Genomic DNA, 23360 nt, shown 5'->3' on the forward strand with positions numbered 1-23360 from the left:
GGGAAGCAGAAGTTTCCGGCGGAGGATTGGGATTGTAAGTAAAGGGCTCACCGGGAAATACCCGGTAGAGGGGAGGAAAGAACGACGGAGCCATGAACATCGGCCTGGTTTCGCCGTATTCCTGGGACGTTCCGGGCGGGGTCAACCGCCACGTGGAACGGTTGGCTGCCTATCTCAGGGAGAGGGGACACCGGGTGACGATCATCGCCCCCGGGGGTGAAGCGGGGGAAGGATTCTATTCCGCCGGGCGTACCGTCCCCGTCCCCGCCAACCGCTCGGTGGCCAACATCTGTTTCGGTCCCGGGGCGGCGGCCCGGGTGAGGCGTTTCCTGGCCGCCTCGAGGTTCGACGTCCTGCACCTGCACGAGCCCCTCATTCCCAGCGTGTCCATGCTGGCCCTCCTGTACTCCCGGGCGGCCAACGTGGGGACCTTCCACGCCGCCCGGGAAGGCGGGAGCCTGGGCTACCTTCTGGCCCGCCCCGTTCTCGAGCCCCTGGTGAGGCGGTTGCATCTGCGCGCGGCGGTGAGTCCGGCGGCCGTGGAGCTGGTCTCCCGTTACTTCCCTGGCGAGTACCGCCTCCTGCCCAACGGGGTGGACACGCAACGCTTCAATCCGCGGGGTGGGAACCTTTTCCATGAGATAATCGGGCCCCACGGGACGTCGAAAAGGCTGGGAGAATGTGTCGGGGGCGGATGGGGTGCCGGTGAGGACGCAGAAACGGTTCACTGGGAGGGGGCGCGCGGGTCCCCGTCTCCGGCGGAAGGGGGGCTGAAGCGGAGGATTTCCGGTCTGGACCCCGCGGCCTTCCACCTCCTCTTCGTGGGGCGGAAGGAACCGCGGAAGGGCTTGCACGTCCTCCTGAGGGCCCTCCCGCGGGTAAGGAGGGAGCATCCCGAGGTGCGGCTCCTGGTGGTGGGAACCGACGGGGGGAGACGCGGGGAGGAAGGGGTAACCTGGCTGGGTCGGCTTCCGGACGAGCTCCTTCCCGCCGCCTACCGCACGGCGCAGGTAATGGTCGTCCCTTCCCTGGGCCGGGAGAGCTTCGGCATCATCCTCCTGGAGGCCATGGCCTGCGGGGTCCCCGTGGTGGCCTCGGATATACCGGGTTACCGCTCCGTGGTGGAGGACGGGGTACAGGGCCTGCTGGTGCCCCCCGGCGACCCGGAGGCGCTGGCATCGGCCATCCTTGCCCTGGTGGAGGACGCGCACCTGAGGAGGAGGCTGGCGGAGGCGGGCAGGGAACGAGCGGAGGAATATTCCTGGGAGAGGCTGGTAGCCAAGGTGGAGGAGGCCTACCGGGAAGCCCTGGAGACCAAGGCCCTCCGTGAGGGCTGAAGCGGGAAGGAAGGGACATGCGGGTACAGGAGATAGAGGAGCTGTGCCGGGAACTGGCCGAGGAGATCCGTAACCTGGTGCGCCCGCGCCTGGGCATGAAGGCCTCGCGCAGCATGGAAGGGAGGGGAGCCAGCGGGGATTCCACCTTCTCCATAGACGAGGAAGCGGAGAGCCTCGTGGAGGCCAGGCTCGGGGATTATCCCCGGGTGGCCTTCTTTTCCGAGGACCGGGGCCTGGTGGGGGAGGAAGGGGCGGAGTGGGTTCTGGTGGTGGATCCCATCGACGGTACCCGTCCGGCAGCCGCCGGCCTGGAGGCCTGCTGCGTGTCGGTGGCCGCGGCTCCCCTGCGACGCGGGGAAAGGGAGTCGGCGGTCCTGGGGGACGTGGTCTACGGCCTGGTAAGGGAGATAAAGAACGACGCCCGGTTCGAGGCCCGCCGCGGCGGCGGGGCCACGATGTACCTGGAGGGGGAGAGGAAGGAGATGGTCATCCATCCCCACCACGATATATCCACCCTCTTCTGGACCCTGGGCTTCCGGGGCCGACCCGCCTTGCCCACTGTCCTGGTCCTGGAGGAGCTCATCGACACCTCCAGCGTGGATGGGGGGCTCTTCGACCTGGGAAGCGCCACCTTCTGCATCACCCGGCTGCTGACCGGGCAGCTCGACGCCTACGTGGACGTGGGAGACCGCATGCTTCGCGAGGTCCCGGAGCTGGAGGAGATGTTCCTTCGCGTGGGTCACGGCCATCCTCTAAATAACTCCTCCTACGACCTGGCCGCCGCCGCCCTCATCGCCCGCGAGGCCGGCCTGGTCATAACCGATGCTTTCGGGAATCCCCTCGAGGGTTATCCCCTGCTGCTTTCGGGGAGGGCCGGACAGCTATCCTGCGTGGCCGCGGTGTGCGCCGACCTGCACGCGGCGATACTGCAATGCATAGAGCGGGGCATGATACGCATGCGCGCCCACTACGGCTGGTGAGGTGGCTTCCGTGAACCTGATCTCCATCTTCTTCATATCCCTGGGAGTGGGCCTTTCCGGTGCCCTGATGCCCGGGCCGCTGCTCACGGTCACCATCACCGAGTCCTACCGCAGGGGATTTATCGCCGGTCCCCTGCTGGTGGCGGGGCACGTGATACTGGAGGGCACCCTGGTCATCCTCCTGGTGCTGGGCCTGGACAAGGTAATCGGGAACCACCTCTTCTTCGGGCTGGTGGGAGTGGCGGGTGGAGCCTTCCTCTTCTGGATGGGGCTGGGGATGGCCCTCGAAGTCAGGGACGGGAAGCTGCATCTCGATCTTCGAGACCTGGGAACCGCGCGCATCGGCCCCTTTGCCGCCGGTCTCACCACCAGCCTTTCCAACCCCTACTGGTCGCTGTGGTGGGCCACCTTCGGACTCAGCTGGTTGCTTCGCTCCATGGAAAGAGGAGTGGCGGGCGTCCTCTCTTTCTATACCGGGCACATCATGGCCGACGTGCTATGGTATTTCCTGGTGGCCTTACTGGTGGTCACCGGGAAGAGGTTCATCTCCGACCGGGTTTACAATTACGTGATACTGGGATGCGGCGCCTTCCTCATCATCCTGGGGGCCCGCTTTGCCGGGGACGGCCTGGCCCACCTCCTTTGAGGGGCGCTGGAAGAAGCGCCATCCCTCCCTGGTACGCTGCTGGAAAGAGAACTTTACCCACCTCGCGGTGTTTCTAAAGTACCCCGAGGAGGTACGCCCTTACATCTACACCACCAGCCGGCTGGAGAGGATCGGGATTTGGTAAGTTATTCCAGGAGGATGCCGGAACTTTATCGGGACTCAAGGCGTCCTTCCGATGTAAGATATCACCGGTGCGGCCGTGGAAAAGGATGTCCCTGGCCCTTCCGAAAAAAGGACTGTGGGCGGACGTGGGCGCCCGTCGGCGACGGATATTATAATAGCGGCAGCGGCGCGCGGTAAGGAGGTTCTTCGGGTCGGGTGAGGCAGGTCTGCGGACACACGGCGAGAGGGAAGGAGGTATCCCATGGTGGCTTTCCTGATAGCGATCGCGGTGCTGGTTTTCCTGGTCATCGCCTGGTTCGTGTACTACTACAACAAGCTGATACGCGACCGCAACCGGGTGGATAACGCCTGGCACCAGATAGATGTCCAACTGAAGAGGAGGTACGACCTGATACCCAACCTGGTGGAGACGGTCAAGGGATACGCGGCCCACGAGAAGGAGGTCTTCGAGAAGGTCACTCAGGCCCGGGCCATGGGCATCAACGCCCGCACCGTGGGCGAGCAGGCCCAGGCGGAGAACGCCATCACCCAGGCTTTGAAAACCCTTTTCGCCGTGGCGGAGAACTACCCCGACCTCAAGGCCAACCAGAACTTCCTCATGCTCCAGGAGGAACTGGCGGGCACGGAGTCCAAGATCGCCTTCGCGCGCCAGTTCTACAACGACAGCGTGATGGCCTATGACACGGCGCGCCAGAAGTTCCCCGGCAACATCGTAGCCGGAATGTTTTCGGGTACCTTCACGCCGCGGGAATATTTCGAGATCGAGATCGCCGCGGAGAGGGAAGCCCCCAGGGTGCAGTTCTGAAACGGAGGCGTCCATTAGCCGGTCATGGCAAGGGACGGAGGTTCATCGGTGGGAAAGAACGAGTTTTAACGGAGGTTTATTACCGTGAGGTATTCCGGTTTAAACCCGGCATTCTCACCGGTCCGGCCTTGGAGGGTGGCCGGTGGGGAGCAACCCGGTGATCGGGCTATATGTGGATATGACTAACGTCAAAAGGGGTGAAGGCCATAGGCGCGGGCCTCGCGGGCGACAGGGCTTGCGCGGCCTGCAGGGATGAGCGGGATCTGGCGTGGAGGAAAAGCCGGCGGGAATAAAGGGCCTGCCGGGGTGCCAGCGGGTTCGAGGTGATGGAAAGTGACCTTTTACGACCAGATAAGCAGGAACAAGTGGAAGTCGGCCCTCCTGGTGTCCATCTTCATAGCTTTCATCCTGCTGCTAGGGTTCTTGGTGGGCTACATCTGGGGGCCCGAGCGGGCCATGGTGGGACTTATCATCGCCACCGTGGTGGCCACCGTCATGGCCTTTACCAGTTATTACCATAGCGACAAAGTGGCCCTGGCCGCCGCGGGTGCCAGGCCGGTCACCAGGGAGGAATACCCTTATTACGTGAACACCGTGGAGGGGCTGGCCATCGCCGCCGGGCTTCCCATGCCCCGAACCTACATCATCGATACCCCGGCCATGAACGCCTTCGCCACCGGGAGGGACCCGGAGCATGCGGCCATCGCCGTGACCACCGGTCTCCTGGAGAGGTGCAATCGCCTGGAGCTGGAGGGGGTCATCGCCCACGAGATGTCCCACATCAAGAACTACGACATCCGTCTCATGAGCATGGTGGTGGTCCTGGTGGGGCTGGTGGTCATCTTCTCCGAGGTGCTCTTCCGCATGTTCCTCTTCGGGGGAGGGGGCAGGCGCCGCGAGGGCGGCGATGGCGAGGGGGCAGGCATCATCTACCTGGCCATCATGATCCTGGGGCTTATTTTCCTCATCCTTTCCCCCATCATCGCCCAGCTCCTGCAGCTGGCCATCTCCCGGCGGAGGGAGTTCCTAGCCGACGCCAACGGGGCCATGCTCACCCGCTACCCGGAGGGTCTGGCCAGCGCTTTGGAGAAGCTTACCCGGGAAGCCAGGCCCTTCCCGCGGGCCAGCAAGGCCACCGCGCACCTCTTCATCGTGCAGCCCTTCCGCAAGGAGGGTGGAGAGCGCATCCACCGGCGCTCCAGCATCTGGGACACCCATCCGCCGGTGGAGGAGCGCATCCGCCGCCTGCGGGCCATGGCCGGGATGGAGGGAATGTACACCCAGGCCCAGATGGAATCAAGGGCCTGAGCCCCGGTCGCCGGCGAGGGATATCGAACTGTGGCGGACTCCGCGACCGTTCGGAGGAATACCCACGCACTCCCTTGAGGGAGAACAAGACGTGTTAGCCTGCCGCACGTGAGCGGCGGCCTTGAGGTGACCCAGCCCCGTACCTGCGAATCGAGTGGTCGGGGGTTTTGGGGTCTTCAGTGAGGCGTCCGGTATGGGTCCCGCTTTCCCCTCGCTACCGGGTCGTCAACGGGAGAGGATCTCCCTTCCTTCATCAAGCGCGCGACGCAGGAAGTGGTTTCCCTCCTCGAGGAGGGTCCTGAGTTCGTCGGTGGTATAGGGGAAGACGTCCACCCCCACCGGGAAACGACGCGGGAGGTAGCGGGGGATGCGGTCGAGGAAGGGCAGTTTACTGCCGGAGAGCTCGATGAGGATGTCCACGTCGCTTCCCGGGACTCCCTCCTCGCGGACGAACGAGCCGAAGAGGACCACCCTTCTTACCTCCGGGAATTCCGAGGCCAGCCGGTGAATGTAGGAACGTAGAGCATCTTCAATGGCGGCCCGGTCCAGATATCTTATCCTCACAGAAGGAGATGACCTCTTCTCCATGGCTTACCGCCCTTTCCGCCTCCTCGAGGGTATAGTAGTCCATCGGCGCTCCCTGGGGATGGGAATTGGGATAACGGGGAGGGATGTAGTGTTTATCCAGCTCCCGGGCTCTGTCCAGCAATTCCGGCGGCGGGACCAGCTCGGAGGGGAGCTGGGAAAGGAGGATGCTCACCGAGTGTCCCCAGGCATCCGCGCCCAGTTTCTGGTAAAGGGCCTTGACCGCCTTCTCCGCCGCCTGATGGGCGGCGAAACAGGACCATTCATACTCGCCGTCCCGCAGGGCGTGACGGGCATGCTCGAGGTCCCTTCTTGCCTGGCGGAGCCAGTCGGCGTGCCTGGAAGCCATAACCATCACCGTTTCGATTATAGCAGTGTCGGGCCGGAGAGGATGTCGCCCCCGGTTCCATACCCACGGGAGTTGCCCGGAGTCATTCCCGCAGGAATACCGGCGGCTTTTTGTCGTTCCGCCTCGGTATGAGGTAGAGACGGAGTCGTGTCCGGGTTGATAGAGAGCGAAGCACGCTGCGTCCTGTCCGGGAACCCTCAGACGGCGTCGCCGGCCTCGTCTTCCCGGGCCACTTTCCGCTCCGCGGCCGCCGTGCGGGAGCGGGATCGCCAGGCAGAGAAAAGAATTCCGCCGGTGTCCATGAAGGCGTCGGTGATCTGGTCCTTGAGGTTGGTCCAGACCAGGGACTTCAGCTTGGGGATGAGTTTCTGTATCTCCTCCTGGACACCGTTGCCCATGCACAGGACGAAGGCCACGGTGGTGGGGTTGACGTGTTTACCCACCCTATCCGGAAGCCTTTGCGCCAGCCTGTCCAGGTAGGGATAGTATTCGTTGGACAGGGCGAGGAGCTCGCGGGAAAGGTAGCCGAAGAGGAAGTGGGAGATGGGGTTGAAGATGGTCAGGTTAATATCCCTGGCTCCCAACAGGTTGGACAGGAAAACGCTGCATCCCACCGTAGTCCAGAGGAGAGCGGATACGGTCTTGTTCCCCTTGAACAGCGTGTAGTGGAGCATGCCTCCCAGCCGACGGAAGAAAACCAGGTTGCCCTCTCTTACGCTTCGATAGGTGCCGTAGAGGAGCAGGGAAAGCGTCACCCCGATAAAGATGAGCATGCTTTAACCTCCTTACTTGTACTTTAAGAAAATCCGGGGCGGAGTTCAAAGATCGTGCGCAGTTCGCGGTCGGGGAGCTCGGTTATCCACTTCTCGCCCTTGCTCACGGTGAGCTCGGCCAGATCCCTCTTCTCCCGCATGAGGTCGTCGATCTTCTCCTCGAAGGTATGTAGGGTTATCAGGCGGTGAACGTAGACGTTACGGGTCTGGCCGATGCGGTAGGTGCGGTCGGTGGCCTGGTCCTCCACCGCCGGGTTCCACCACAGGTCGTAGTGGATGACCGAGGTGGCAGCGGTGAGGTTCAGCCCGGTCCCCCCGGCGCGAAGGGAGACCACCATGATGCGCGGTTTCTCCATTTCCTGGAACTCGGCAACCATCCGGTCCCTTGCGGGGCGGGGTAGTCCTCCGTGGAAGAAGGCGGCCTCCTCCCCCAGCTCTTCCCGCATCATCCCCACCAGGCAGTCACCCATCTCCACGTACTGGGTGAAGACCAGGGTCTTCTCCCCGGCTCGGAGGTTCCGTTCCAGGAGCTCCAGGGCGCGGACGGATTTACCCGAGAGCTTCGATTCCGCCTTCCCCCGCTTGGTAAAGAGCAGGGGGTGGTCGCAGACCTGCTTGAGGTGGGTGATCAGGGAGAGGATGAGGCCCTTCCGCTGGATGCCGCTGCTTCGTTCCACTTCCTCCATGGCCCGATCCACGATTTTCTGGTAAAGGACGGCCTGCTGGGGGGTGAGATAGCAGTACTCCTCCGCGGTGATCTTTTCCGGAAGGTCGGCGATTATCCTGGGGTCCGTTTTCAGGCGCCTCAGGATGAAGGGTCCGGTGACCTTCCGCAGTACCTCCAGGCGTTCCGGATCCCGGTAGCGCTCGATGGGCAGGGCGAAGTGGCGGCGGAAGCTCTCCAGGGATCCCAGGAAGCCGGGGTTCAGGAAGTCGAAGATGCTCCACAGCTCTCCCAGGTGATTCTCCACGGGAGTGCCACTGAGAGCCACCCGCACCTCCGCCCGCAGGGATTTCACGGCCCGGGCCTGGCCGGTGTTCGGGTTCTTTATGCACTGGGCCTCGTCCACCACCACGGCGCCCCACTCCTGGCTCCGGAATCTGGCCTCGACCCGGCGCAGGGTGCCGTAGGAAGTTATCACCAGGTCCCTGTCTTCGAAGTGGAGCTGGCGGCCCGTGCCGTGGTACACGCACACCCGGAGCGAGGGAGCGAAACGGAGGGCCTCCTTTTCCCAGTTTCCCAACACCGTGGTGGGGCAAACCACCAGAGCCGGGCGCCGGAGCCTTCCCTTTTCCTTGAGCATGAGCAACAGGGCCAGGGCTTGAACCGTCTTTCCCAGGCCCATGTCGTCGGCCAGGCAGCAGCCCAGTCCCCGTGCGGCGTTGGTATACAGCCAGGCATAACCCCTTTTCTGGTAGGGGCGCAGCCGACCCCGGAAGGAGGATGGCACGTCGACTTTCTCGGCGCGCGAGAGTCCGCGCAGGAACTCCCGGAGGCGAGGGTCGGTCCGCATCGGTATGCCCTTCCTCTCTCCGGAGAGGGCCCAGTGGAGAAACTCGGCGGGCTCGGGACGCGGTGGGGGCTGGGAAACCTTTCTGAGCAGCGCCTTTACCTCATCCGGCCTGAGGAGCACGTAGCCGTCCTTGAACCTCACCACTCCCTCCGCCGCGGTGGCCAGGCGGCGGAACTCCTCCACGGAGAGCCAATAATCCCCCAGGCTTATCTCCCACTGGAAATCCAGGAGGTCCGCAAGGTCCAGGAATCCCGGCGGGCGTGCCCCGCTGCCCAGGGAAGCCCGGATGGCAGCCCGGGGCCTGAGGAGGCCAGCGAGCTCTCGGGGGAGCATAAGGCGGATGCTCAGGAGTTCGAGGGTGGTGGCGTGGCGGGTGAGCAATTCCGCCATTTCCGCGGAAGAGACCTCGGGTTCCTGGAGACCGCGGGAATCGAGGACCTCCCGCAGGCGGGGTAGGTACTCCGCAGCCAGGGCCAGCTGCCGGGAGGCTTCCCACCTGACCCATTCGGGAGGGGAGGAGAATACGGGCCCGGAGGCGGTAAAAAGCTCGGCCAGGGAGATGTAGGGGGCCATGGGGTCGCGACGGTCCTCCACCTCCACCCCGAGGCGGAAAGTGCTGTCCCCGGAAGGCTCCACGCGGATCACCGGGGAAACGGACCTGGTGCGCGCGCTGAGTCTTTCCAGCCAGTTGGCCAGGGCGGAAGATGTACGGACCTCATCGAAACGCTCCGGCTGGAACGTGGTTCCCCGGAAGAAGGCGGATACCAGCTTGTCGTGCACAAGCGGCTCCGGGATGTCATAGAAGAGTTGGACCAGCCGGGTAAGGAAGAGGGAGACGATCTCCGGAACTCCCCGTGGAATCATCACCGAGCGTCCCCCGGGACGACAGGCCAGGGAGGGAGGAAACGTCTTCTCCAGGGTGAGGAGGGGGTCCTGGTCGGGATTTCCGCTCGCGGCGGGTACGTATATCACCCTGAAGCGCCCGCTTCCATACCCGGCCAGTCGAGGAAGGAAATGGTAGGTAGAAGCCAGGGCCACGGCGGTGGAGGCGGCCAGGACGAGGAAGCGCGAGGAAGGGGAGTGCCTTTCCAGGTTAGCGGCGGGGGGCAGGGAGAGGAACAGGTCCAGAGCCTCCTCCGCCGCGAGCTTGAATCCGGGGCGCCCGGCCGGAAGCAGGCCTCCCTTCACCTCGACGGGCACCTTCAGGGTGCGGGGGCGGGGGTATCCCGACAACGACCGGGTCATGCCGAGGGACTCCAGTATCTTCCTGAGGGCCGCGGTATCTCCACGGCGGTGGGAAGCAAAGAAACGCGGTGCCTTCCCGCCCCTCCCCATTATGAGGTGGAAGTCGACTTCCTTCAGCGAGGGGTGTTTCTCGCGTATCTCCAGGCCCTGGACTCCCTCGGCCACCGCCCGGTAGACCTGGCGCAGGAGCTTCCTGAAGTCGCCGCCTTCCCAGAAGAGGGGCCGGTCGGGAAGGAGGGCGAAGATCCCGTCTAGGTCGTAGGGCTGGAGGGCGAGGTGGAAGTCGCCGGGGTTCTCGGGAACGGGGGAAGGGCATACCCTGCGGCAGGGGACGAAGTGATCGGTGTTCTCACCCCCGGGCTCCGCCAGGGAGGCGGGGATGCCGGCCGCCAGGCGCAGCTCCGGCGCGGGCAGCCCGCGCAGGGCGAAGGTAATGAAGGGGTCCTTGTCGATTTCGTTGGCCAGGAGGTAATAGACGGCGGCGATGTGCTTGCAGGGATTGGCCCAGTCCGGGCAGGAGCAGCTAGCCCGGATGTCCTTCCAGGAGGAGGGGAAGAGCGGGACCCCCGCCTCCTCGAGGGCCTCGAGCATCTGTTCCGGCAGCTTGCCCAGGCTCAGGTCGCAGGATATGGAGGGCCGCTTGGCCAGAAGGAGCACGATCTTGGATCCTTCCTCCGGTGTAAATTCCCTGAAGGCGATGCTCACCCGGTAGGGCCTGGGCCTGGTTCCCTGCACGGAAGCCCATACCTTTCCCTCCGCCAACCCTATCTCCAGGACCCTTCCGCTGCGGGCGTAGGTCCTTCCGCGGGGAAGGCGGTTGGTGTCGCGGTCTATCCTTTCCAGGGCCTCCATCCAGGCTCGGCCCCACCATGTCCTTCCGAAATCCCTCCGCGGCGGCAAGGAAACCTCCGTGCTATCCTGCTTCGTTTAGGGAAAGGAACCGGGATGCGCACGGTCCACCACCGTCACCCTGTGTCCTTCGGGCCCGGGCATGCCCCTTTTTCAACTAACCGGGATGTCCATGAAAAACAACCCGGCCCGATTCCTCACGGCGTCGGGGCCGGACATCATCGGCACGCATTATCCGGCTGGACCACGGGGAATGAGCTCCCGTTCCCGTGGCCTCCACCCTTAAACATACTACTCTCCAACTCCGACGTCGACGGACGCGGTGTCCCAGCCCCATGGGAAAGGCGAAGGAGGGGAAGGCGGGGTCGTTACGCTTCGAATCGTGAACCCTTTTCCGTTAATACCGGTGTGCATCAATGAGCGTTTGCACCACGCGCTACAGGCCTCTATCCAAGGCTGGGGTTATCACGCCAGCTTTATCACGCGCACAGCTTATACAGCCTGCCGCTCACCCCAGAAGCACATGTTGGAAGAAATTGGAAGGAAGGTAGGGTTATCATGTGCGCAGCTATGCAGCTTGCCGTTCACCGTGTGGGTCGGGATGTGAAATCCGTGAGGAGGGCTCCATGGTGCCTCCCGGTAGGCAGCAGACCCGAGAAGGGCGATGAATTCCCCGTGTCGTTCGGCAAGGCAAGCTCAACATCTCCGAAGGTGGTCCTCCTCAAAAGGGTCCGATGGGCCGCCGCGGTCCACGGTCTCCTTCCGGATGGCCTAGCGCATGGTTTATATTTAAATCGTAAACGGTCAAGCAGGATGAACCCGGAGGGGGTTCTGGGGATAAAACTGGTCTGGAGGGACCCGAGAGATGGTAGAGAAAGGAACCTTGCGGGTGAAGACCGGTCTGGCGGAGATGCTCAAGGGCGGGGTGATCATGGATGTCACCACCCCGGAGCAGGCCAGGATCGCCGAGGAGGCAGGTGCGGTGGCGGTGATGGCCCTGGAGAGGGTCCCCGCGGACATCCGTGCCGCCGGGGGCGTGGCCCGCATGGCCGATCCCAGCGTCATCGAGGCCATCATGGAGGCGGTGACCATCCCGGTGATGGCCAAGGTGCGCATCGGCCATTTCGTGGAGGCGCAGATACTGGAGGCCCTGGGGGTGGACTACATCGACGAGAGCGAGGTGCTCACCCCCGCAGACGAGAAGCACCACATCGATAAGTGGCAGTTCACCGTGCCCTTTGTTTGCGGGGCCATCAACCTGGGGGAGGCCTTGCGCCGCATCGGCGAGGGGGCGGCCATGATCCGCACCAAGGGGGAGGCGGGCACGGGCAACGTGGTGGAGGCCGTGCGCCACATGCGCACCATCAACGAGGAAATAAGGCGCCTCACCGTGACCCCCAAGGAGGAGCTCATGTCCGTGGCCAAGGAGATGGGAGCTCCGTACGACCTGGTATGCTGGGTGGCGGAGAACGGGCGACTGCCGGTGGTCAACTTCTCCGCCGGCGGCATAGCCACTCCCGCCGACGCTGCCCTCATGATGCAGCTGGGCGCGGACGGCGTTTTCGTGGGCTCGGGGATCTTCAAGTCCGAGGACCCGGCGGCTCGGGCCAGGGCCATCGTCTTGGCCACCACCCACTACAACGACCCCAAGATACTGGCCGAAGTATCCCGGGGCCTGGGCAAGGCCATGGTGGGCAAGGAGATCTCCGAGATCGGGCGGGAGAACCTGATCCAGTTCCGTGGCTGGTGAACGGGATCGCGGAAACCAGGACGTCGCCATAACCTTTCCCGGCGTGGGATGGAGGCGGCGGTATCAACCACGGCCATCCCGCTCTCCATCGCGGAAGGATGGAGTCCGGCTCTCCGTTTTCGGGAAAGGCGGCGCAGGGGAGTGGGATTCTCCCTTGGCCGGCGAGGGGCGCTTTAAGGCCCCGGGACGCGGCAGCGAATGACTTTTTACGGGATCCAGGGGACGTTAAGCGGGAAGAGGAGCGTCGAGGGACCGATGAAGAAACCGACCTTGGGCGTTCTGGCCCTCCAGGGCGCGGTACGCGAACATCTCCAGATGATCGAAAGGTGCGGAGCTCGAGGGATCCCGGTGAAATATCCCCCCGAGCTCCACCTGTGCCAGGGCCTGATCATCCCCGGGGGGGAGAGCACCACCATGGGCAGGCTGATGACCACCTACGGTTTCCTGGAGGAGATAAGGTCCCTGGCCGCGGAGGGCATGCCCATCTACGGGACCTGCGCGGGCATGATCATGATGGCCCGGCGGCTGGTGGAGGGCGACCAGCCCCTTCTGGGACTCATGGACATCACCGTGCGGCGCAACGCTTACGGGAGGCAGGTGGACAGCTTCGAGACGGATATCATGATCCGCGATATCCAGGAGCCGGAGCGGCCCTTCCGTGCCGTTTTTATCCGCGCCCCGTGGATCGAGTCCGTGGGTCCCGCGGTGAGGGTGCTGGGCGAGTTCGAAGGGCGGGCGGTGCTCGCCGTTCAGGACCGCATGGTGGTTTCCGCCTTCCACCCCGAGCTGACCGGGGACGACAGGATACACCGCTATTTCCTGCGGCTGGTGGAGGAGAAAGTAGCGGGTTGAGGATCCGGGGATAGGAGGAGGAGATGTCCGGACATTCCAAGTGGTCGACCATCAAACATAAGAAGGCGGCGGAGGACGCCAAGCGGGGGCAGCTCTTCAGCAAGCTCTCGCGGGCCATCATCGTGGCCGCCCGGGAGGGGGGAGGGAACCCCGAGACCAACATCGCCCTGGCCAACGCCATCGAGAAGGCCAAGAGCTACTCCATGCCCAAGGAGAACATAGAGCGAGCCATCAAGCGGGGGACCGGGGAGGGGACCGCGGAGGAGTTCGAGAAGATAACCTACGAGGGCTACGGCGCCAACGGTGTGGCCATAATGGTGGACGTGATGACCGACAACCGCAACCGCGCGGCCTCGGACATCCGCCGCATCTTCAGCCGCACCGGGGGGAGCTTGGGGACCACCGGCTGCGTGGCCTGGATGTTCGAGAAGAAGGGGAACATCATCGTCAACAAGGATAGCGGCGTGGACGAGGACGCCCTCCTGGAGACCGCCCTGGAGGCGGGAGCCGAGGACATGAACACCGAGGACGACCACTACGAGATCATCACCGACCCCGAATCCTTCCGGGGGGTGGTGGAGGCGCTGGAGAAAGCGGGAGTGGAGATAGCCTCCGCCCAGGTGACCATGCTCCCCAAGACCACGGTCAAACTGGACAAGGAGGCGGCCAAGAAGGTCCTCAAGCTGGTGGACGCCCTGGAGGATTACGAGGACGTGCAGGAGGTCTACGCCAACTTCGACATCCCGGACGACATCCTGGCGGAAATAGCCGAGGAATAGGGCCGGTTTTTCAATGATCATCATGGGCATCGACCCCGGTCTCACCTCCACCGGGTACGGGGTCATCGAGAAGAGGGGAAATACCCTTCGGGCCCTGGGCTTCGGGGCCATAACCACTTCCTCCCGGGACGACCTGTCCGCCCGCCTGGACGAGATCTACCGCCGGGTCAAGGAGCTCATAGCGGAGTACCGGCCGGACCTGGTGGTCATCGAGGAGCTGTTCTTCAACGCCAACGCCCGCAGCGCCATGGTAGTGGGTGAAGCCCGGGGAGGTATCATCCTGGCCGCCGCCCACTGCGGGGTGGCGGTGGAGGAATATACCCCCCTGCAGGTGAAACAGGCCCTGGTAGGGCACGGGAGGGCGGAGAAGCGGCAGGTGGAGTACATGGTCAGGTCCCTCCTCCGCCTGGAGGAGGAAGTGGGTTCCTCCCATGCCAGCGACGCCCTGGCCCTGGCCATCTGCCACGCCCACCGCGAGAAGCTCGAAAAGCACGTGGAAAGGCTCGCCGGTGAGGGGAGGGGCGGGAAGCGAGGCAAGGCGGACTGGAAATAATACCTGGTCGAGGGGTTATCGGCTGCTGTGTGCCCTTCGCCCATTTCTTAGGCTTGGCCGCTCAGAAATATTGAGAGCTTGTGCCTTTCCTTTTCTCGTTGCGTTACAATTCAGCAATTCCGTAGGGTTAGCCGCCGGGAGGGCAGGTCGAGGCCGGTGGGGTGGAGAAATAAAGTTAGGACATGGCGGAGGGAAAATGATCGATTTCGTGGAGGGAGTCCTGGTGGAGAAGGCGGAGGACCACGCCGTGGTGGGCGTGGGGGGGATTGGGCTCACCATGTACGTCTCCGCCAACACCCTCAAGGCGCTTCCCCCGGCGGGGAAGAAGGTGCGCCTTTACGGTCACCTCTATGTCAAGGAAGAGGTACTGCAGCTCTTCGGTTTCCGCGATCGCCGGGAAAGACAGATCTTCCTGCACCTTCTGGGGGTCACCGGCATAGGTCCCCGGGCGGCCATGGCCTTGCTCTCCGCCTACGACCCCGATACCCTGGTGCGCCTGGTGGCCACCGGCGACCTGGAGGCCCTTACCGCTGTTCCCGGGGTGGGAAAGAAAAGTGGGCAGCGCATCATTCTGGAGCTCAAGGACAAGCTGGCACCCCTGGCCGGAGACCTGGCCACGGTGGTAGCCGGCCCGGAGGGAGGGGACCTCCTGCGGGAAGCCCGCGATGCCCTTAAGGGACTTGGCTACACCGCCGCGGAGGCCGGCCGCGCCCTGGAGGGGTACCGTTCCGACAACCCGAGGCTGGAGGACATGATCAAGTACGCCCTGCGGCGGCTGGGAGGTCAGGAGAGCTGAAGGAAATGTTTTTCCTGCCCCGCAGAGGAAGCGGCGATGAGGGAAAGGATGTCCCCCCTGGAATGGGGTTCGGGGTGATACCGGGTCGGGGCGATGGATGCTTGGTTTGGTGTCTCTCCTGTGGAAGAGGGGAAGAGGATTAGGGAATTATTCCGGTGCGGGAGCGGACCTGTCGGCGGCAGGGCTTAAAGTAGGAATGTTAAGGCGTATGGAAGCTCGGTCGGGATGTGAGGAAAGTGGCTTACAACGGCGACGATAGGAAGGACGCGGCTCCGAGTGAGGAGCGTCTTCTGGATCCGGAACCCCGGGAGGACGAGCGGGAGCTGGACCTCACCCTGCGTCCGCGTTGGATAAGCGAGTTTGTAGGACAGGACCGCATACGCGAACACCTGGAAATCTTCATTCGGGCCGCCCGAGAGAGGAATGAGCCCCTGGACCATGTGCTCCTCTCTGGCCCGCCGGGACTGGGAAAGACCACCCTGGCCGGGATCATCGCCAACGAGATGGGGGTCTCCTTCCGCCAGACCTCCGGCCCGGCGCTGGAGCGTGCCGGGGACCTGGCCTCCATACTCACCAACCTGGAGCCCGGGGACGTGCTCTTCATCGACGAGATACACCGCCTCAACCGCGCCGTGGAGGAGGTCCTCTACCCAGCCATGGAGGACTTCCAGCTGGACATCGTCATAGGCAGGGGACCGGCGGCGCGCTCCATACGCCTGGACCTTCCACCCTTCACCCTGGTGGGGGCCACCACGCGGGCCGGACTGCTCACCTCCCCCCTTCGCGACCGCTTCGGGGTGCAGTGCCGCCTGGACTATTACGGCGTGGAGGAGCTGAAGGCCATCGTCCTGCGCTCGGCGCGCATCCTGGAGGTGGAGATCGACGAGGAGGGGGCCTATGAGCTGGCCCGTCGCTCCCGGGGGACCCCCCGCATCGCCAACCGCCTCCTGCGCCGGGTGCGGGATTACGCGCAGGTACGGGCGGGGGGAAGCATCACCTACGAGGTGAGCCGGCGCGCCCTGGCCCTCTTTGAGGTGGACGAGATGGGCCTGGACAAGGTGGACAAGCTCATCCTCACCACCATCATCGAGAAGTTCAACGGCGGGCCTGTGGGGGTGAACACCCTGGCCGTCTCCGTAGGCGAGGAGATCGACACCCTCGAGGAGGTCTACGAGCCCTATCTCATGCAGATAGGTTTCATGCAGCGCACGCCCCGGGGACGGGTGGCCACCGAGCACGCCTACCGCCACCTGGGGCTGGATTCCCGGCGCGGCGAGACCCTGTTCTGATTGCCGGGGGCGCTCCGCCGTGGCGGTTTGACCTCCTGACATGCACGGCCGCATTCCGGTAAGCTGTTGTCGGGAATGACGGGGAGGAACGGTTGATCTTCGCCCCGGCTTCGCCGTTCCGGTCATCCGGTAATCTGGTGCCGGGACTTGCGGGGAGGCACGGGTCCCGGTTCGAGGACGGAAGCGGCTTGAAAAAGGGGTGCCGAGCGCATGCCCGAGCGAAAACTGCTCCTGGATACCTGTTGCGGGCCCTGCGCCCTGGTGGCGCAGCGCCTCTTGGATACCGCGGGCCGCAGGGTTCACTATCTCTTCTACAATCCCAACATCCACCCCTACCGCGAATACAGGAACCGGCTGGAAACCTTTGAGGAGCTCATGGCGGTGACGGGCTCGGAATACACCGTCCTGGCCTACGAGCCGGAGGAGTGGCTGAGGGCGGTGGCCTTCCGGGAGGAGAGCCGGTGCGAGATCTGTTACCGGCTGCGCCTGAGGCGGGCGGCGGATTTCGCCCTGGAGGAGGGGATGGAAGCCCTTTCCACCACCCTCTTCGCCAGCCCTCACCAGGACCACGCCCTGCTGGAACTCCTGGGCACTTCCATAGCCCGCAGCCGGGGCCTGGAGTTCGTGGTGTGGGACGGCAGGGAGGTCTATCGCGAGGTGCTCTCGGAAGCCCGGGGGAGGGGCATGTACACCCAGCCCTACTGCGGTTGCCTCCTGAGCGAGCGCGAGAGGTACGATCGTTCCCTCCGGGAGAGGTTGAAGGCTGCAGAAGAGAGGTCGCCGGCGACGGGCGAGGGCCCGAACGGGAGCCCGGATCGCGGGAGGGCGTAAGGACAGGGCCGCGACCGGCCCGTCATCCGCAACCGCCTTTCCCGGCCTGTCCGGAATGGTCTGCTTGGGCAGGGGGGGCAGGAAAGGCGGCCGACCAGGTTGAGGTCAAGGGCGGAATATCACCCGGCTGGAGCACGGTCACCAGCCCGTGGCGGAATATCCTGCGCGTACGGGGCAGCCGGGAGAGCGGCGATGGTGAATGGATGTCCATACCCGGGCGTCAACGCAGTCGTGCCTCGTCCGGGGATCATGATCTTCAGGTGAGATGATCTTCAGGTGAGATAAGGATGTAGGACTGAGATGCGCGTGGATCTTTTCGACTACCATCTGCCGGAGGAGCTCATCGCCCAGGAACCGCTGGAGGACCGCGAGGCCTCGCGGATGCTGGTGGTGGATTGTGAATCGAGGGCCATAGAGCATAGGGTCTTCCGCGACCTTCCCACCCTGGTGGAGGAAGGGGACTGCATGGTCTTCAACGAGAGCCGGGTGCGGCGAGCGCGCTTGAGGGGCGTCAAGGAGGGGAACGGCGGGCGGGCAGAGCTCCTCCTGCTGCGCTCCGCGGAGGACGGTGCCTGGGAGGCCCTGGCCCGGCCCTTCCGGCGTTTGCGGGAAGGAAGCAGGATATCCTTCGGCTCCGGAAAGCTCCTGGCCGAGGTGGTGGAGAGAAAGGGCGAGGGCTTGGTGCGGGTGAGGCTGGAGACCAGCCACCCCGGGGGTGTGGAGGAGGCGGTGGAGCGGCTGGGAGAGGTCCCCCTGCCCCCCTACATCCGGGCCCGCTTGGAGGATCCCGAGAGGTACCAGACCGTGTTCGCCCGCCGCATTGGTTCGGCTGCCGCGCCCACGGCGGGGCTCCATTTCGCCCCCGCTACCCTGGATGCCCTCCGCTCCCGGGGGGTGCGCCTGGCCTTCCTCCGCCTGGACGTGAGCCTGGACACGTTCCGGCCCCTGGCCTGCCGGGAAGTGGAGGAGCATCGCATGCATAGCGAGGAAGTGGAGGTTGGGGAGGAGGTATGCCGACAGGTCGGCGCCGCGCGGCGGGAGGGGAAGAAAGTCATCGCCGTGGGGACCACGGTGGCCAGGGCGCTGGAGAGCGCCGCCCTCTCGGGGGAGCTACAGCCTTTCCGGGGCATGACCGATCTTTACATCTATCCCGGATACCGTTTCCGGGTGGTGGACTGCCTGCTCACCAACTTCCATCTCCCCCGCTCCAGCCTGCTGGTCATGGTCAGCGCCTTCGCCGGGCGAAAGCTGGTGCTGGAGGCCTACCGCCGGGCGGTGGAACGGGGCTACCGTTTCCTCAGCTTCGGCGACGTTTGTTACTTCCACTATCCCCACGGGTGGCGTCCACCCGGCGATTGAAGTCCGGTGGAATCCGGCTGGGCAGGCCCGATAATATTTGGCCGGCCGCAGGTACGGGATCGAGGAGAGAGGATGGAAACCTCCTTGCGGTTCGAGATCCTGAAGCGGGACCCCCATACCATGGCCCGCCTGGGAAAGCTTACCACCCCCCGGGGCGAGGTGCTCACCCCCGCCTTTCTGCCCGTGGGGACCAGGGGGGCGGTGAAGTCCATGGCCCCCTGGGAGGTGGCGGATATCGGCTACCGCATGATACTGGCCAACACCTATCATCTCTATCTCCGTCCCGGGGTGGAGGTGATCAAGGAGGCGGGCGGCCTGCATGCCTTCATGGGATGGGAGGGACCAATCCTCACCGACAGCGGGGGCTTCCAGGTCTTCTCCCTGTCGCCCACCCTGAGGGTAGAGGAGGACGGGGTACGTTTCCGCTCCGTGTACGACGGCAGCGAGCACTTCCTGACCCCGGAGACGGCGGTGCGTGTACAGGAGGACCTGGGCTCGGACGTGGCCATGATCCTGGATCATTGCGTGGCCTATCCCGCTTCCCGGGAGGAGGTGGAAAGGTCGGTGGAGACCACCCTGCGCTGGGCGGAGAGGTCCCTCGAGGCCCACACCCGCGGCGAACAGGCCCTTTTCGGTATCGTGCAGGGGGGCGCCTACCCGGACCTCCGGGCGCGTAGCGCGGAGTTGACCGCCGGGCTGGACTTCCCTGGGTACGGCATCGGGGGCCTGTCGGTGGGGGAACCCAGGGAGGAGATGCTCCGCTGCCTGGAGGTGCAGTCGGCCATCCTTCCCGAGGACCGGCCACGCCACCTCCTGGGCATTGGCGACCCGGAGGGGCTCCTGGAGTCCGTGGCCCTGGGCATGGACCTCTTCGACTGCGTGCTCCCCACCCGCATGGCTCGCACCGGGTTGGCCTTCACCCGGGAGGGAAAGCTCAACCTGCGCCATGCCTGTTATGCACATGACCCCCGCCCCCTCGAGGAGGGCTGCGCCTGTCCGGCCTGCACCAACTTCACCCGCGCCTACCTCCGCCACCTGCACCGGGTGAACGAGATGCTGGCCCACCGCATGCTCACCTGGCACAACCTGGCGTTCATGCAGCGGCTGCTCCTCGATTGCAGGCGGGCGATAGAGGCTGGTAGAATGTTGGAGTTAATCCGGGAATGGAAGGGCTGGAGCGAGAGGCAGCCGTCGTGAACCCGGTGCGAATATGGTAATTTCTGGGAAGGAAGGTGAAAATGAACGTCTGGTACGCGTCCATCCCCCTGGCGGCGCAGGAAGGTTCGACGGGTTGGATCTCCATCCTCTTTATCGTCGGCCTGATCGTGCTCTTCTATTTCATGCTCATCCGTCCCCAGCAGAAGCGCATGCGGCAGCAGATGGAGCTCATGAAGAGCCTTCGAGTGGGGGACGAGGTGATGACCTCGGCGGGAATCTACGGGACCATCAGCGAGGTGGAGGAGGATACCGTCCTCCTGGAGGTGGCCGAGGACGTGGATATCCGGGTGGCCAAGAGCGCCATCGTCAAGATCTTCACCCCTCACGAGCAGGAGGAGGCGGAAGAAGGATTGTCCGGCGAGGAGGAGGCGGACAAGCGGGCGGAGGACGAGGATTAGGTGATTTCCAGGCCGGGTAGCCAGCCGGCACGATTGAACCCTAGGGACACCACGAAGGGAACCGGTTAGAAGTTGCGAATACATCCGAGGTGAGGTTCACATATCCCGGGCCCGGGTGCTTTCCGGGCGCCGGTGGCGCTTGTGCCGCAGAGGAAAAACACGTCCCGGCGTTACCGCGTGGAATGAGTCCCTGGAGCCTAAACGGGTGGAAGGCGTATTTTCGGCCGTAAGCGGAAAAGGACTTCATTATGTGGGGAGGTAAACGGTGAAGACCGGAAGGTCCCTGTGGATGCTAGCGGTGGTGGCCCTGGTCCTGGTGGCCATGTACGTGCCCATCCTGGTGGGGGGGTACGGACCGCGGCTGGGCCTCGACCTGCAGGGCGGCATCAGCGTGACCCTGCAGGCGCTGGGGGAGGCGGATGGGGCCAAGATGGAGAAGGCCGCCGAGATCGTCCGGCGCCGGGTGAACGCCCTGGGCCTCACGGAACCGGTGGTGGCGCCGCAGGGAAACAACCGGGTCCTGGTCCAGATCCCCGGGGAACAGGACCCCGACCGGGTGCTCAAGATCATCGGCAGCACCGCCCAGCTCCAGTTCCGTGAGGTCCTGGAGATCATCTACCCGGGGAGCGAGAACTACGAGACCACGGAGGTCACCGCGGTCAACCCCGATGACCCGGAGGCCTACCAGGCCCTCAAGGACCAGGAGATCGTCCTGGAGAAGGAGGGAAAAAACGGGGAGAGGCTGAAGGTGCGTCTGGGGCCCACCCGCCTCACCGGGGACATCATCGACACCGCGGACGCCGCCGTGGACCAGGAACGGGGAGGCTACAAGATCGTTTTCCAGCTCACCTCGGAGGCGGCCCCGGAGTTCGCCACCCTCACCAAGGAGCTGCTGGGAAAGCAGCTGGCCATCGTCCTGGACTACAACCTGGAGTCCTTTCCCACCGTGCAGTCGGAAATAACCGACGGCCGGGGGGAGATAACCGGCGACTTCACCCGCGAGGAGGCCCGGGACCTGGCCCTGGTCCTCAAGATGGGCGCCCTCCCGGTGGAGTTCGACCCCAATCCCCTGGTGGAGAACGTCAGCGCCACCCTGGGGCGGGATTCCCTCCGACGGGGGCTCATCGCCGGGCTGGTGGGCCTGGTCCTGGTGGCCGTGTTCATGCTCGCTGTCTACCGGCTGCTGGGCATCGTCACCTGCTTCTCCCTGGTGTTCTTCGGACTCCTCATGTTCGGGATAATCTCCCTCCTGGGGCGCTACCTACACTGGTCCCTGACCCTGGCGGGCATCGCCGGCGTGGTGGTCTCCATCGGCATCTCTGCCGACTCCAGCGTGGTCTTCTTCGAGAGGCTCAAGGAGGAGGTGCGGGAGGGAAAGTCCGTGCGCTCCTCGGCGGACCGCGCTTACAGGTCCGCCTTCCGCACCATCGTGGCCGCGGACGCGGCCACCTTCATTACCGCCTTCATCCTCTGGATACTGGCCATGGGCCCGGTTAAGGGCTTCGCCTTCACCCTGGGGCTGGCCACCCTTCTGGACGTGTTCATCTCCTACTTCTTCACCCACCACGCCGTTTCCCTGCTCTCCAGACTGAAGGCCTACAACCGGCCGCGCCTTGTGGGGGTGGGGAAGGAAGTCCTGGGGGGTGAGGGCTGATGTTCATCCGGGGCAGGGAGATAAAGTACAACCTGGTCGGTGGGAAGGCCTTCTCTCCTCCCAATGTCTACTGGATCGGATTCTCCACCGCGCTCATCGTCATCTCGGTGGCGGCCCTGGCCGTCCTGGGGATCAACCTGGGCATCGAGTTCAAGGGCGGCTACCTGGTGAAGATGCGCCTCCAGAAGCCCGCCGACGTGGGCGAGGTGCGCGGCATACTGGCGGGGACGGGGACCCCGGGCCTGGAGAAGTCCATCGTGCAGGCCGCGGAAGACAACCGGGTGCTCATCCTGCGCATGCCCTACATCGAGGATTCACAGGCCCGCCAGCAAGCCATCGAATCCATCAACTTGGAGCTGGACCGCATCTACGGCATTGATGAGGTTCTCCAGGAGGAGCAGGTGGGCTCGGAATGGGGGCGCGAGGTGAGCCAAAAGGCCATCATCGCCCTGGCAGTCTTTTTGGCCGTCATCCTGGTGTACATAACTCTCCGTTTGGAGTTCAAGATGGCGGTGACGGCCATTGTCGCCCTCATCCACGATACCCTCATCACCGTGGGGATCTACGCCCTGACCCGCCGCCAGGTGACGCCGGTCACGGTTATCGCCTTTCTGACCATTCTCGGCTACTCCCTCTACGACACTATCGTGGTCTTCGACCGTGTGGAAGAAAATACCAATCTGCTGGCGCGCAGCGGAAGGATGACCTTCTCGGGCATTGTCAACGAGAGCGTCAACCAGACGCTCATGCGTTCCATCGGCACCACCCTGACCACCCTGCTGCCCATCATTACCATCCTGGTCTTCGGAGGGGAGACGCTCAAGGATTTCGCCTTCGCCCTCTTCCTGGGCGTCCTGCTGGGAGGGTATTCCTCCACCTTCATCGCCAGCCCTCTCCTGGCCATGTGGAAGGAGAGAGAACCCCGCTACGCGGCGGTGCGGGAAAGGGTGGACGTCAAGGGGGCCCGGGAAGCCATCCTTATCACCAGGCCCGCGGCGACGCGTTCCGGGGAAGAACCCGCTCCCCCGCCCCGGGAAGCGGAGGCCAAGCCCGAGGCGGCAGGAGCCCGGTCCAGGGAAGGCACGAACGCGCAGGCGCGGAAGCCAGCCCCGGCCAAGGGAGGCAGCGGCCAGCGCAAGAAGGCCACCACCAAGGGCCCCTCGGGCGGTAAAAAGAAAAAAAAGAAGAAGAAATAGGCGCGAGCAAGCTTGGTTCTGCCCCACCCCTTCCGGGACGTCGGGAGGAGGAGGAAGGCGGGGAACCGGAAGGAGCCTTTCCTCCGGCGAAGGCAGTTTTCCGAGGGGCGTATGGGAGATGTACGCATCACCGGTCCCCTCCGACCACGG

General features: G+C 64.4%; 21 protein-coding genes. 17 read left to right on the forward strand and 4 right to left on the reverse strand.

All coding sequences use genetic code 11. From position 1 onward, the window contains the following. Positions 1 to 92 precede the first annotated feature (92 nt). From QME84_00575 to QME84_00595, 5 genes are all read left to right on the forward strand, one after another. Positions 93 to 1337: a glycosyltransferase family 4 protein gene (locus tag QME84_00575; protein MDI6872770.1), complete on the forward strand. Its 1245-nt coding sequence runs from the start codon at positions 93 to 95 to the stop codon at positions 1335 to 1337. Positions 1338 to 1354: 17 nt separating this feature from the next. Continuing rightward, entirely contained in the window at positions 1355 to 2317 is a 963-nt protein-coding gene (locus tag QME84_00580) for an inositol monophosphatase family protein (protein ID MDI6872771.1), read from the forward strand. A gap of 10 nt (positions 2318 to 2327) precedes the next feature. Further along, complete coding sequence (locus QME84_00585) at positions 2328 to 2963, forward strand: LysE family transporter (GenBank protein ID MDI6872772.1); 636 nt, start codon at positions 2328 to 2330, stop codon at positions 2961 to 2963. 385 nt (positions 2964 to 3348) lie between these two features. After that, positions 3349 to 3912 (forward strand): LemA family protein, encoded by a 564-nt coding sequence (locus tag QME84_00590; protein ID MDI6872773.1) that lies wholly within the window; start codon positions 3349 to 3351, stop codon positions 3910 to 3912. 333 nt (positions 3913 to 4245) lie between these two features. After that, positions 4246 to 5220, forward strand: a complete 975-nt coding sequence (locus QME84_00595) for a M48 family metalloprotease (protein MDI6872774.1) — start codon at positions 4246 to 4248, stop codon at positions 5218 to 5220. A 225-nt stretch (positions 5221 to 5445) separates the two neighbouring features. Here QME84_00595 and QME84_00600 read toward each other — a convergent pair whose 3' ends face one another. The 4 genes from QME84_00600 to QME84_00615 all read right to left on the reverse strand — a co-directional run bounded on the left by QME84_00600 (position 5446) and on the right by QME84_00615 (position 10586). Next, positions 5446 to 5784 (reverse strand): nucleotidyltransferase domain-containing protein, encoded by a 339-nt coding sequence (locus QME84_00600; protein MDI6872775.1) that lies wholly within the window; start codon positions 5782 to 5784, stop codon positions 5446 to 5448. Further along, complete coding sequence (locus tag QME84_00605) at positions 5750 to 6154, reverse strand: HEPN domain-containing protein (GenBank protein ID MDI6872776.1); 405 nt, start codon at positions 6152 to 6154, stop codon at positions 5750 to 5752. Before QME84_00605 ends, QME84_00600 begins: the two co-directional genes overlap by 35 nt. Before the next feature lie 197 nt (positions 6155 to 6351). After that, positions 6352 to 6927, reverse strand: a complete 576-nt coding sequence (locus QME84_00610) for a hypothetical protein (protein ID MDI6872777.1) — start codon at positions 6925 to 6927, stop codon at positions 6352 to 6354. Positions 6928 to 6950: 23 nt separating this feature from the next. Then, complete coding sequence (locus tag QME84_00615) at positions 6951 to 10586, reverse strand: SNF2-related protein (protein ID MDI6872778.1); 3636 nt, start codon at positions 10584 to 10586, stop codon at positions 6951 to 6953. 814 nt (positions 10587 to 11400) lie between these two features. Between QME84_00615 and pdxS the strand changes: the two genes are divergently transcribed. From pdxS to secF, 12 genes are all read left to right on the forward strand, one after another. Then, positions 11401 to 12285 (forward strand): pyridoxal 5'-phosphate synthase lyase subunit PdxS, encoded by an 885-nt coding sequence (gene pdxS, locus QME84_00620; GenBank protein MDI6872779.1) that lies wholly within the window; start codon positions 11401 to 11403, stop codon positions 12283 to 12285. Positions 12286 to 12540: 255 nt separating this feature from the next. Further along, positions 12541 to 13137 (forward strand): pyridoxal 5'-phosphate synthase glutaminase subunit PdxT, encoded by a 597-nt coding sequence (pdxT, locus tag QME84_00625; GenBank protein ID MDI6872780.1) that lies wholly within the window; start codon positions 12541 to 12543, stop codon positions 13135 to 13137. A gap of 23 nt (positions 13138 to 13160) precedes the next feature. Continuing rightward, positions 13161 to 13916 (forward strand): YebC/PmpR family DNA-binding transcriptional regulator, encoded by a 756-nt coding sequence (locus QME84_00630; protein MDI6872781.1) that lies wholly within the window; start codon positions 13161 to 13163, stop codon positions 13914 to 13916. Positions 13917 to 13929: 13 nt separating this feature from the next. Beyond that, positions 13930 to 14469: a crossover junction endodeoxyribonuclease RuvC gene (gene ruvC / locus QME84_00635; protein MDI6872782.1), complete on the forward strand. Its 540-nt coding sequence runs from the start codon at positions 13930 to 13932 to the stop codon at positions 14467 to 14469. Positions 14470 to 14665: 196 nt separating this feature from the next. Then, positions 14666 to 15265 (forward strand): Holliday junction branch migration protein RuvA, encoded by a 600-nt coding sequence (ruvA, locus tag QME84_00640; GenBank protein MDI6872783.1) that lies wholly within the window; start codon positions 14666 to 14668, stop codon positions 15263 to 15265. A gap of 236 nt (positions 15266 to 15501) precedes the next feature. Continuing rightward, complete coding sequence (gene ruvB, locus QME84_00645) at positions 15502 to 16554, forward strand: Holliday junction branch migration DNA helicase RuvB (protein ID MDI6872784.1); 1053 nt, start codon at positions 15502 to 15504, stop codon at positions 16552 to 16554. A gap of 210 nt (positions 16555 to 16764) precedes the next feature. Beyond that, complete coding sequence (locus QME84_00650) at positions 16765 to 17385, forward strand: epoxyqueuosine reductase QueH (protein MDI6872785.1); 621 nt, start codon at positions 16765 to 16767, stop codon at positions 17383 to 17385. 300 nt (positions 17386 to 17685) lie between these two features. Continuing rightward, on the forward strand, positions 17686 to 18744 hold the full coding sequence (queA, locus tag QME84_00655; GenBank protein MDI6872786.1) for a tRNA preQ1(34) S-adenosylmethionine ribosyltransferase-isomerase QueA: 1059 nt from the start codon (positions 17686 to 17688) through the stop codon (positions 18742 to 18744). A 72-nt stretch (positions 18745 to 18816) separates the two neighbouring features. Then, complete coding sequence (gene tgt / locus QME84_00660) at positions 18817 to 19941, forward strand: tRNA guanosine(34) transglycosylase Tgt (GenBank protein ID MDI6872787.1); 1125 nt, start codon at positions 18817 to 18819, stop codon at positions 19939 to 19941. A gap of 41 nt (positions 19942 to 19982) precedes the next feature. Further along, positions 19983 to 20360, forward strand: coding sequence for a preprotein translocase subunit YajC (gene yajC, locus QME84_00665; GenBank protein ID MDI6872788.1), 378 nt, complete (start codon positions 19983 to 19985; stop codon positions 20358 to 20360). Positions 20361 to 20625: 265 nt separating this feature from the next. Next, positions 20626 to 22014 (forward strand): protein translocase subunit SecD, encoded by a 1389-nt coding sequence (secD, locus tag QME84_00670; protein ID MDI6872789.1) that lies wholly within the window; start codon positions 20626 to 20628, stop codon positions 22012 to 22014. After that, positions 22014 to 23210 (forward strand): protein translocase subunit SecF, encoded by a 1197-nt coding sequence (gene secF / locus QME84_00675; GenBank protein MDI6872790.1) that lies wholly within the window; start codon positions 22014 to 22016, stop codon positions 23208 to 23210. Before secD ends, secF begins: the two co-directional genes overlap by 1 nt. Positions 23211 to 23360 lie beyond the last annotated feature (150 nt).

The sequence above is a fragment of the Actinomycetota bacterium genome, from assembly GCA_030019255.1.
Lineage (GTDB): Bacteria > Actinomycetota > Geothermincolia > Geothermincolales > RBG-13-55-18 > Solincola_A.

Excerpts from the sequence above, each read along its gene's own strand:
- QME84_00575 (MDI6872770.1), top strand. The coding sequence starts at position 93 with ATGAACATCGGCCTGGTTTCGCCGTATTCCTGGGACGTTCCGGGCGGG.
- QME84_00580 (MDI6872771.1), top strand. The coding sequence starts at position 1,355 with ATGCGGGTACAGGAGATAGAGGAGCTGTGCCGGGAACTGGCCGAGGAG.
- QME84_00590 (MDI6872773.1), top strand. The coding sequence starts at position 3,349 with ATGGTGGCTTTCCTGATAGCGATCGCGGTGCTGGTTTTCCTGGTCATC.
- QME84_00605 (MDI6872776.1), bottom strand. The coding sequence starts at position 6,154 with ATGGCTTCCAGGCACGCCGACTGGCTCCGCCAGGCAAGAAGGGACCTC.
- QME84_00610 (MDI6872777.1), bottom strand. The coding sequence starts at position 6,927 with ATGCTCATCTTTATCGGGGTGACGCTTTCCCTGCTCCTCTACGGCACC.
- pdxS (MDI6872779.1), top strand. The coding sequence starts at position 11,401 with ATGGTAGAGAAAGGAACCTTGCGGGTGAAGACCGGTCTGGCGGAGATG.
- pdxT (MDI6872780.1), top strand. The coding sequence starts at position 12,541 with ATGAAGAAACCGACCTTGGGCGTTCTGGCCCTCCAGGGCGCGGTACGC.
- QME84_00630 (MDI6872781.1), top strand. The coding sequence starts at position 13,161 with ATGTCCGGACATTCCAAGTGGTCGACCATCAAACATAAGAAGGCGGCG.
- ruvC (MDI6872782.1), top strand. The coding sequence starts at position 13,930 with ATGATCATCATGGGCATCGACCCCGGTCTCACCTCCACCGGGTACGGG.
- ruvA (MDI6872783.1), top strand. The coding sequence starts at position 14,666 with ATGATCGATTTCGTGGAGGGAGTCCTGGTGGAGAAGGCGGAGGACCAC.
- QME84_00650 (MDI6872785.1), top strand. The coding sequence starts at position 16,765 with ATGCCCGAGCGAAAACTGCTCCTGGATACCTGTTGCGGGCCCTGCGCC.
- queA (MDI6872786.1), top strand. The coding sequence starts at position 17,686 with ATGCGCGTGGATCTTTTCGACTACCATCTGCCGGAGGAGCTCATCGCC.
- tgt (MDI6872787.1), top strand. The coding sequence starts at position 18,817 with ATGGAAACCTCCTTGCGGTTCGAGATCCTGAAGCGGGACCCCCATACC.
- yajC (MDI6872788.1), top strand. The coding sequence starts at position 19,983 with ATGAACGTCTGGTACGCGTCCATCCCCCTGGCGGCGCAGGAAGGTTCG.
- secF (MDI6872790.1), top strand. The coding sequence starts at position 22,014 with ATGTTCATCCGGGGCAGGGAGATAAAGTACAACCTGGTCGGTGGGAAG.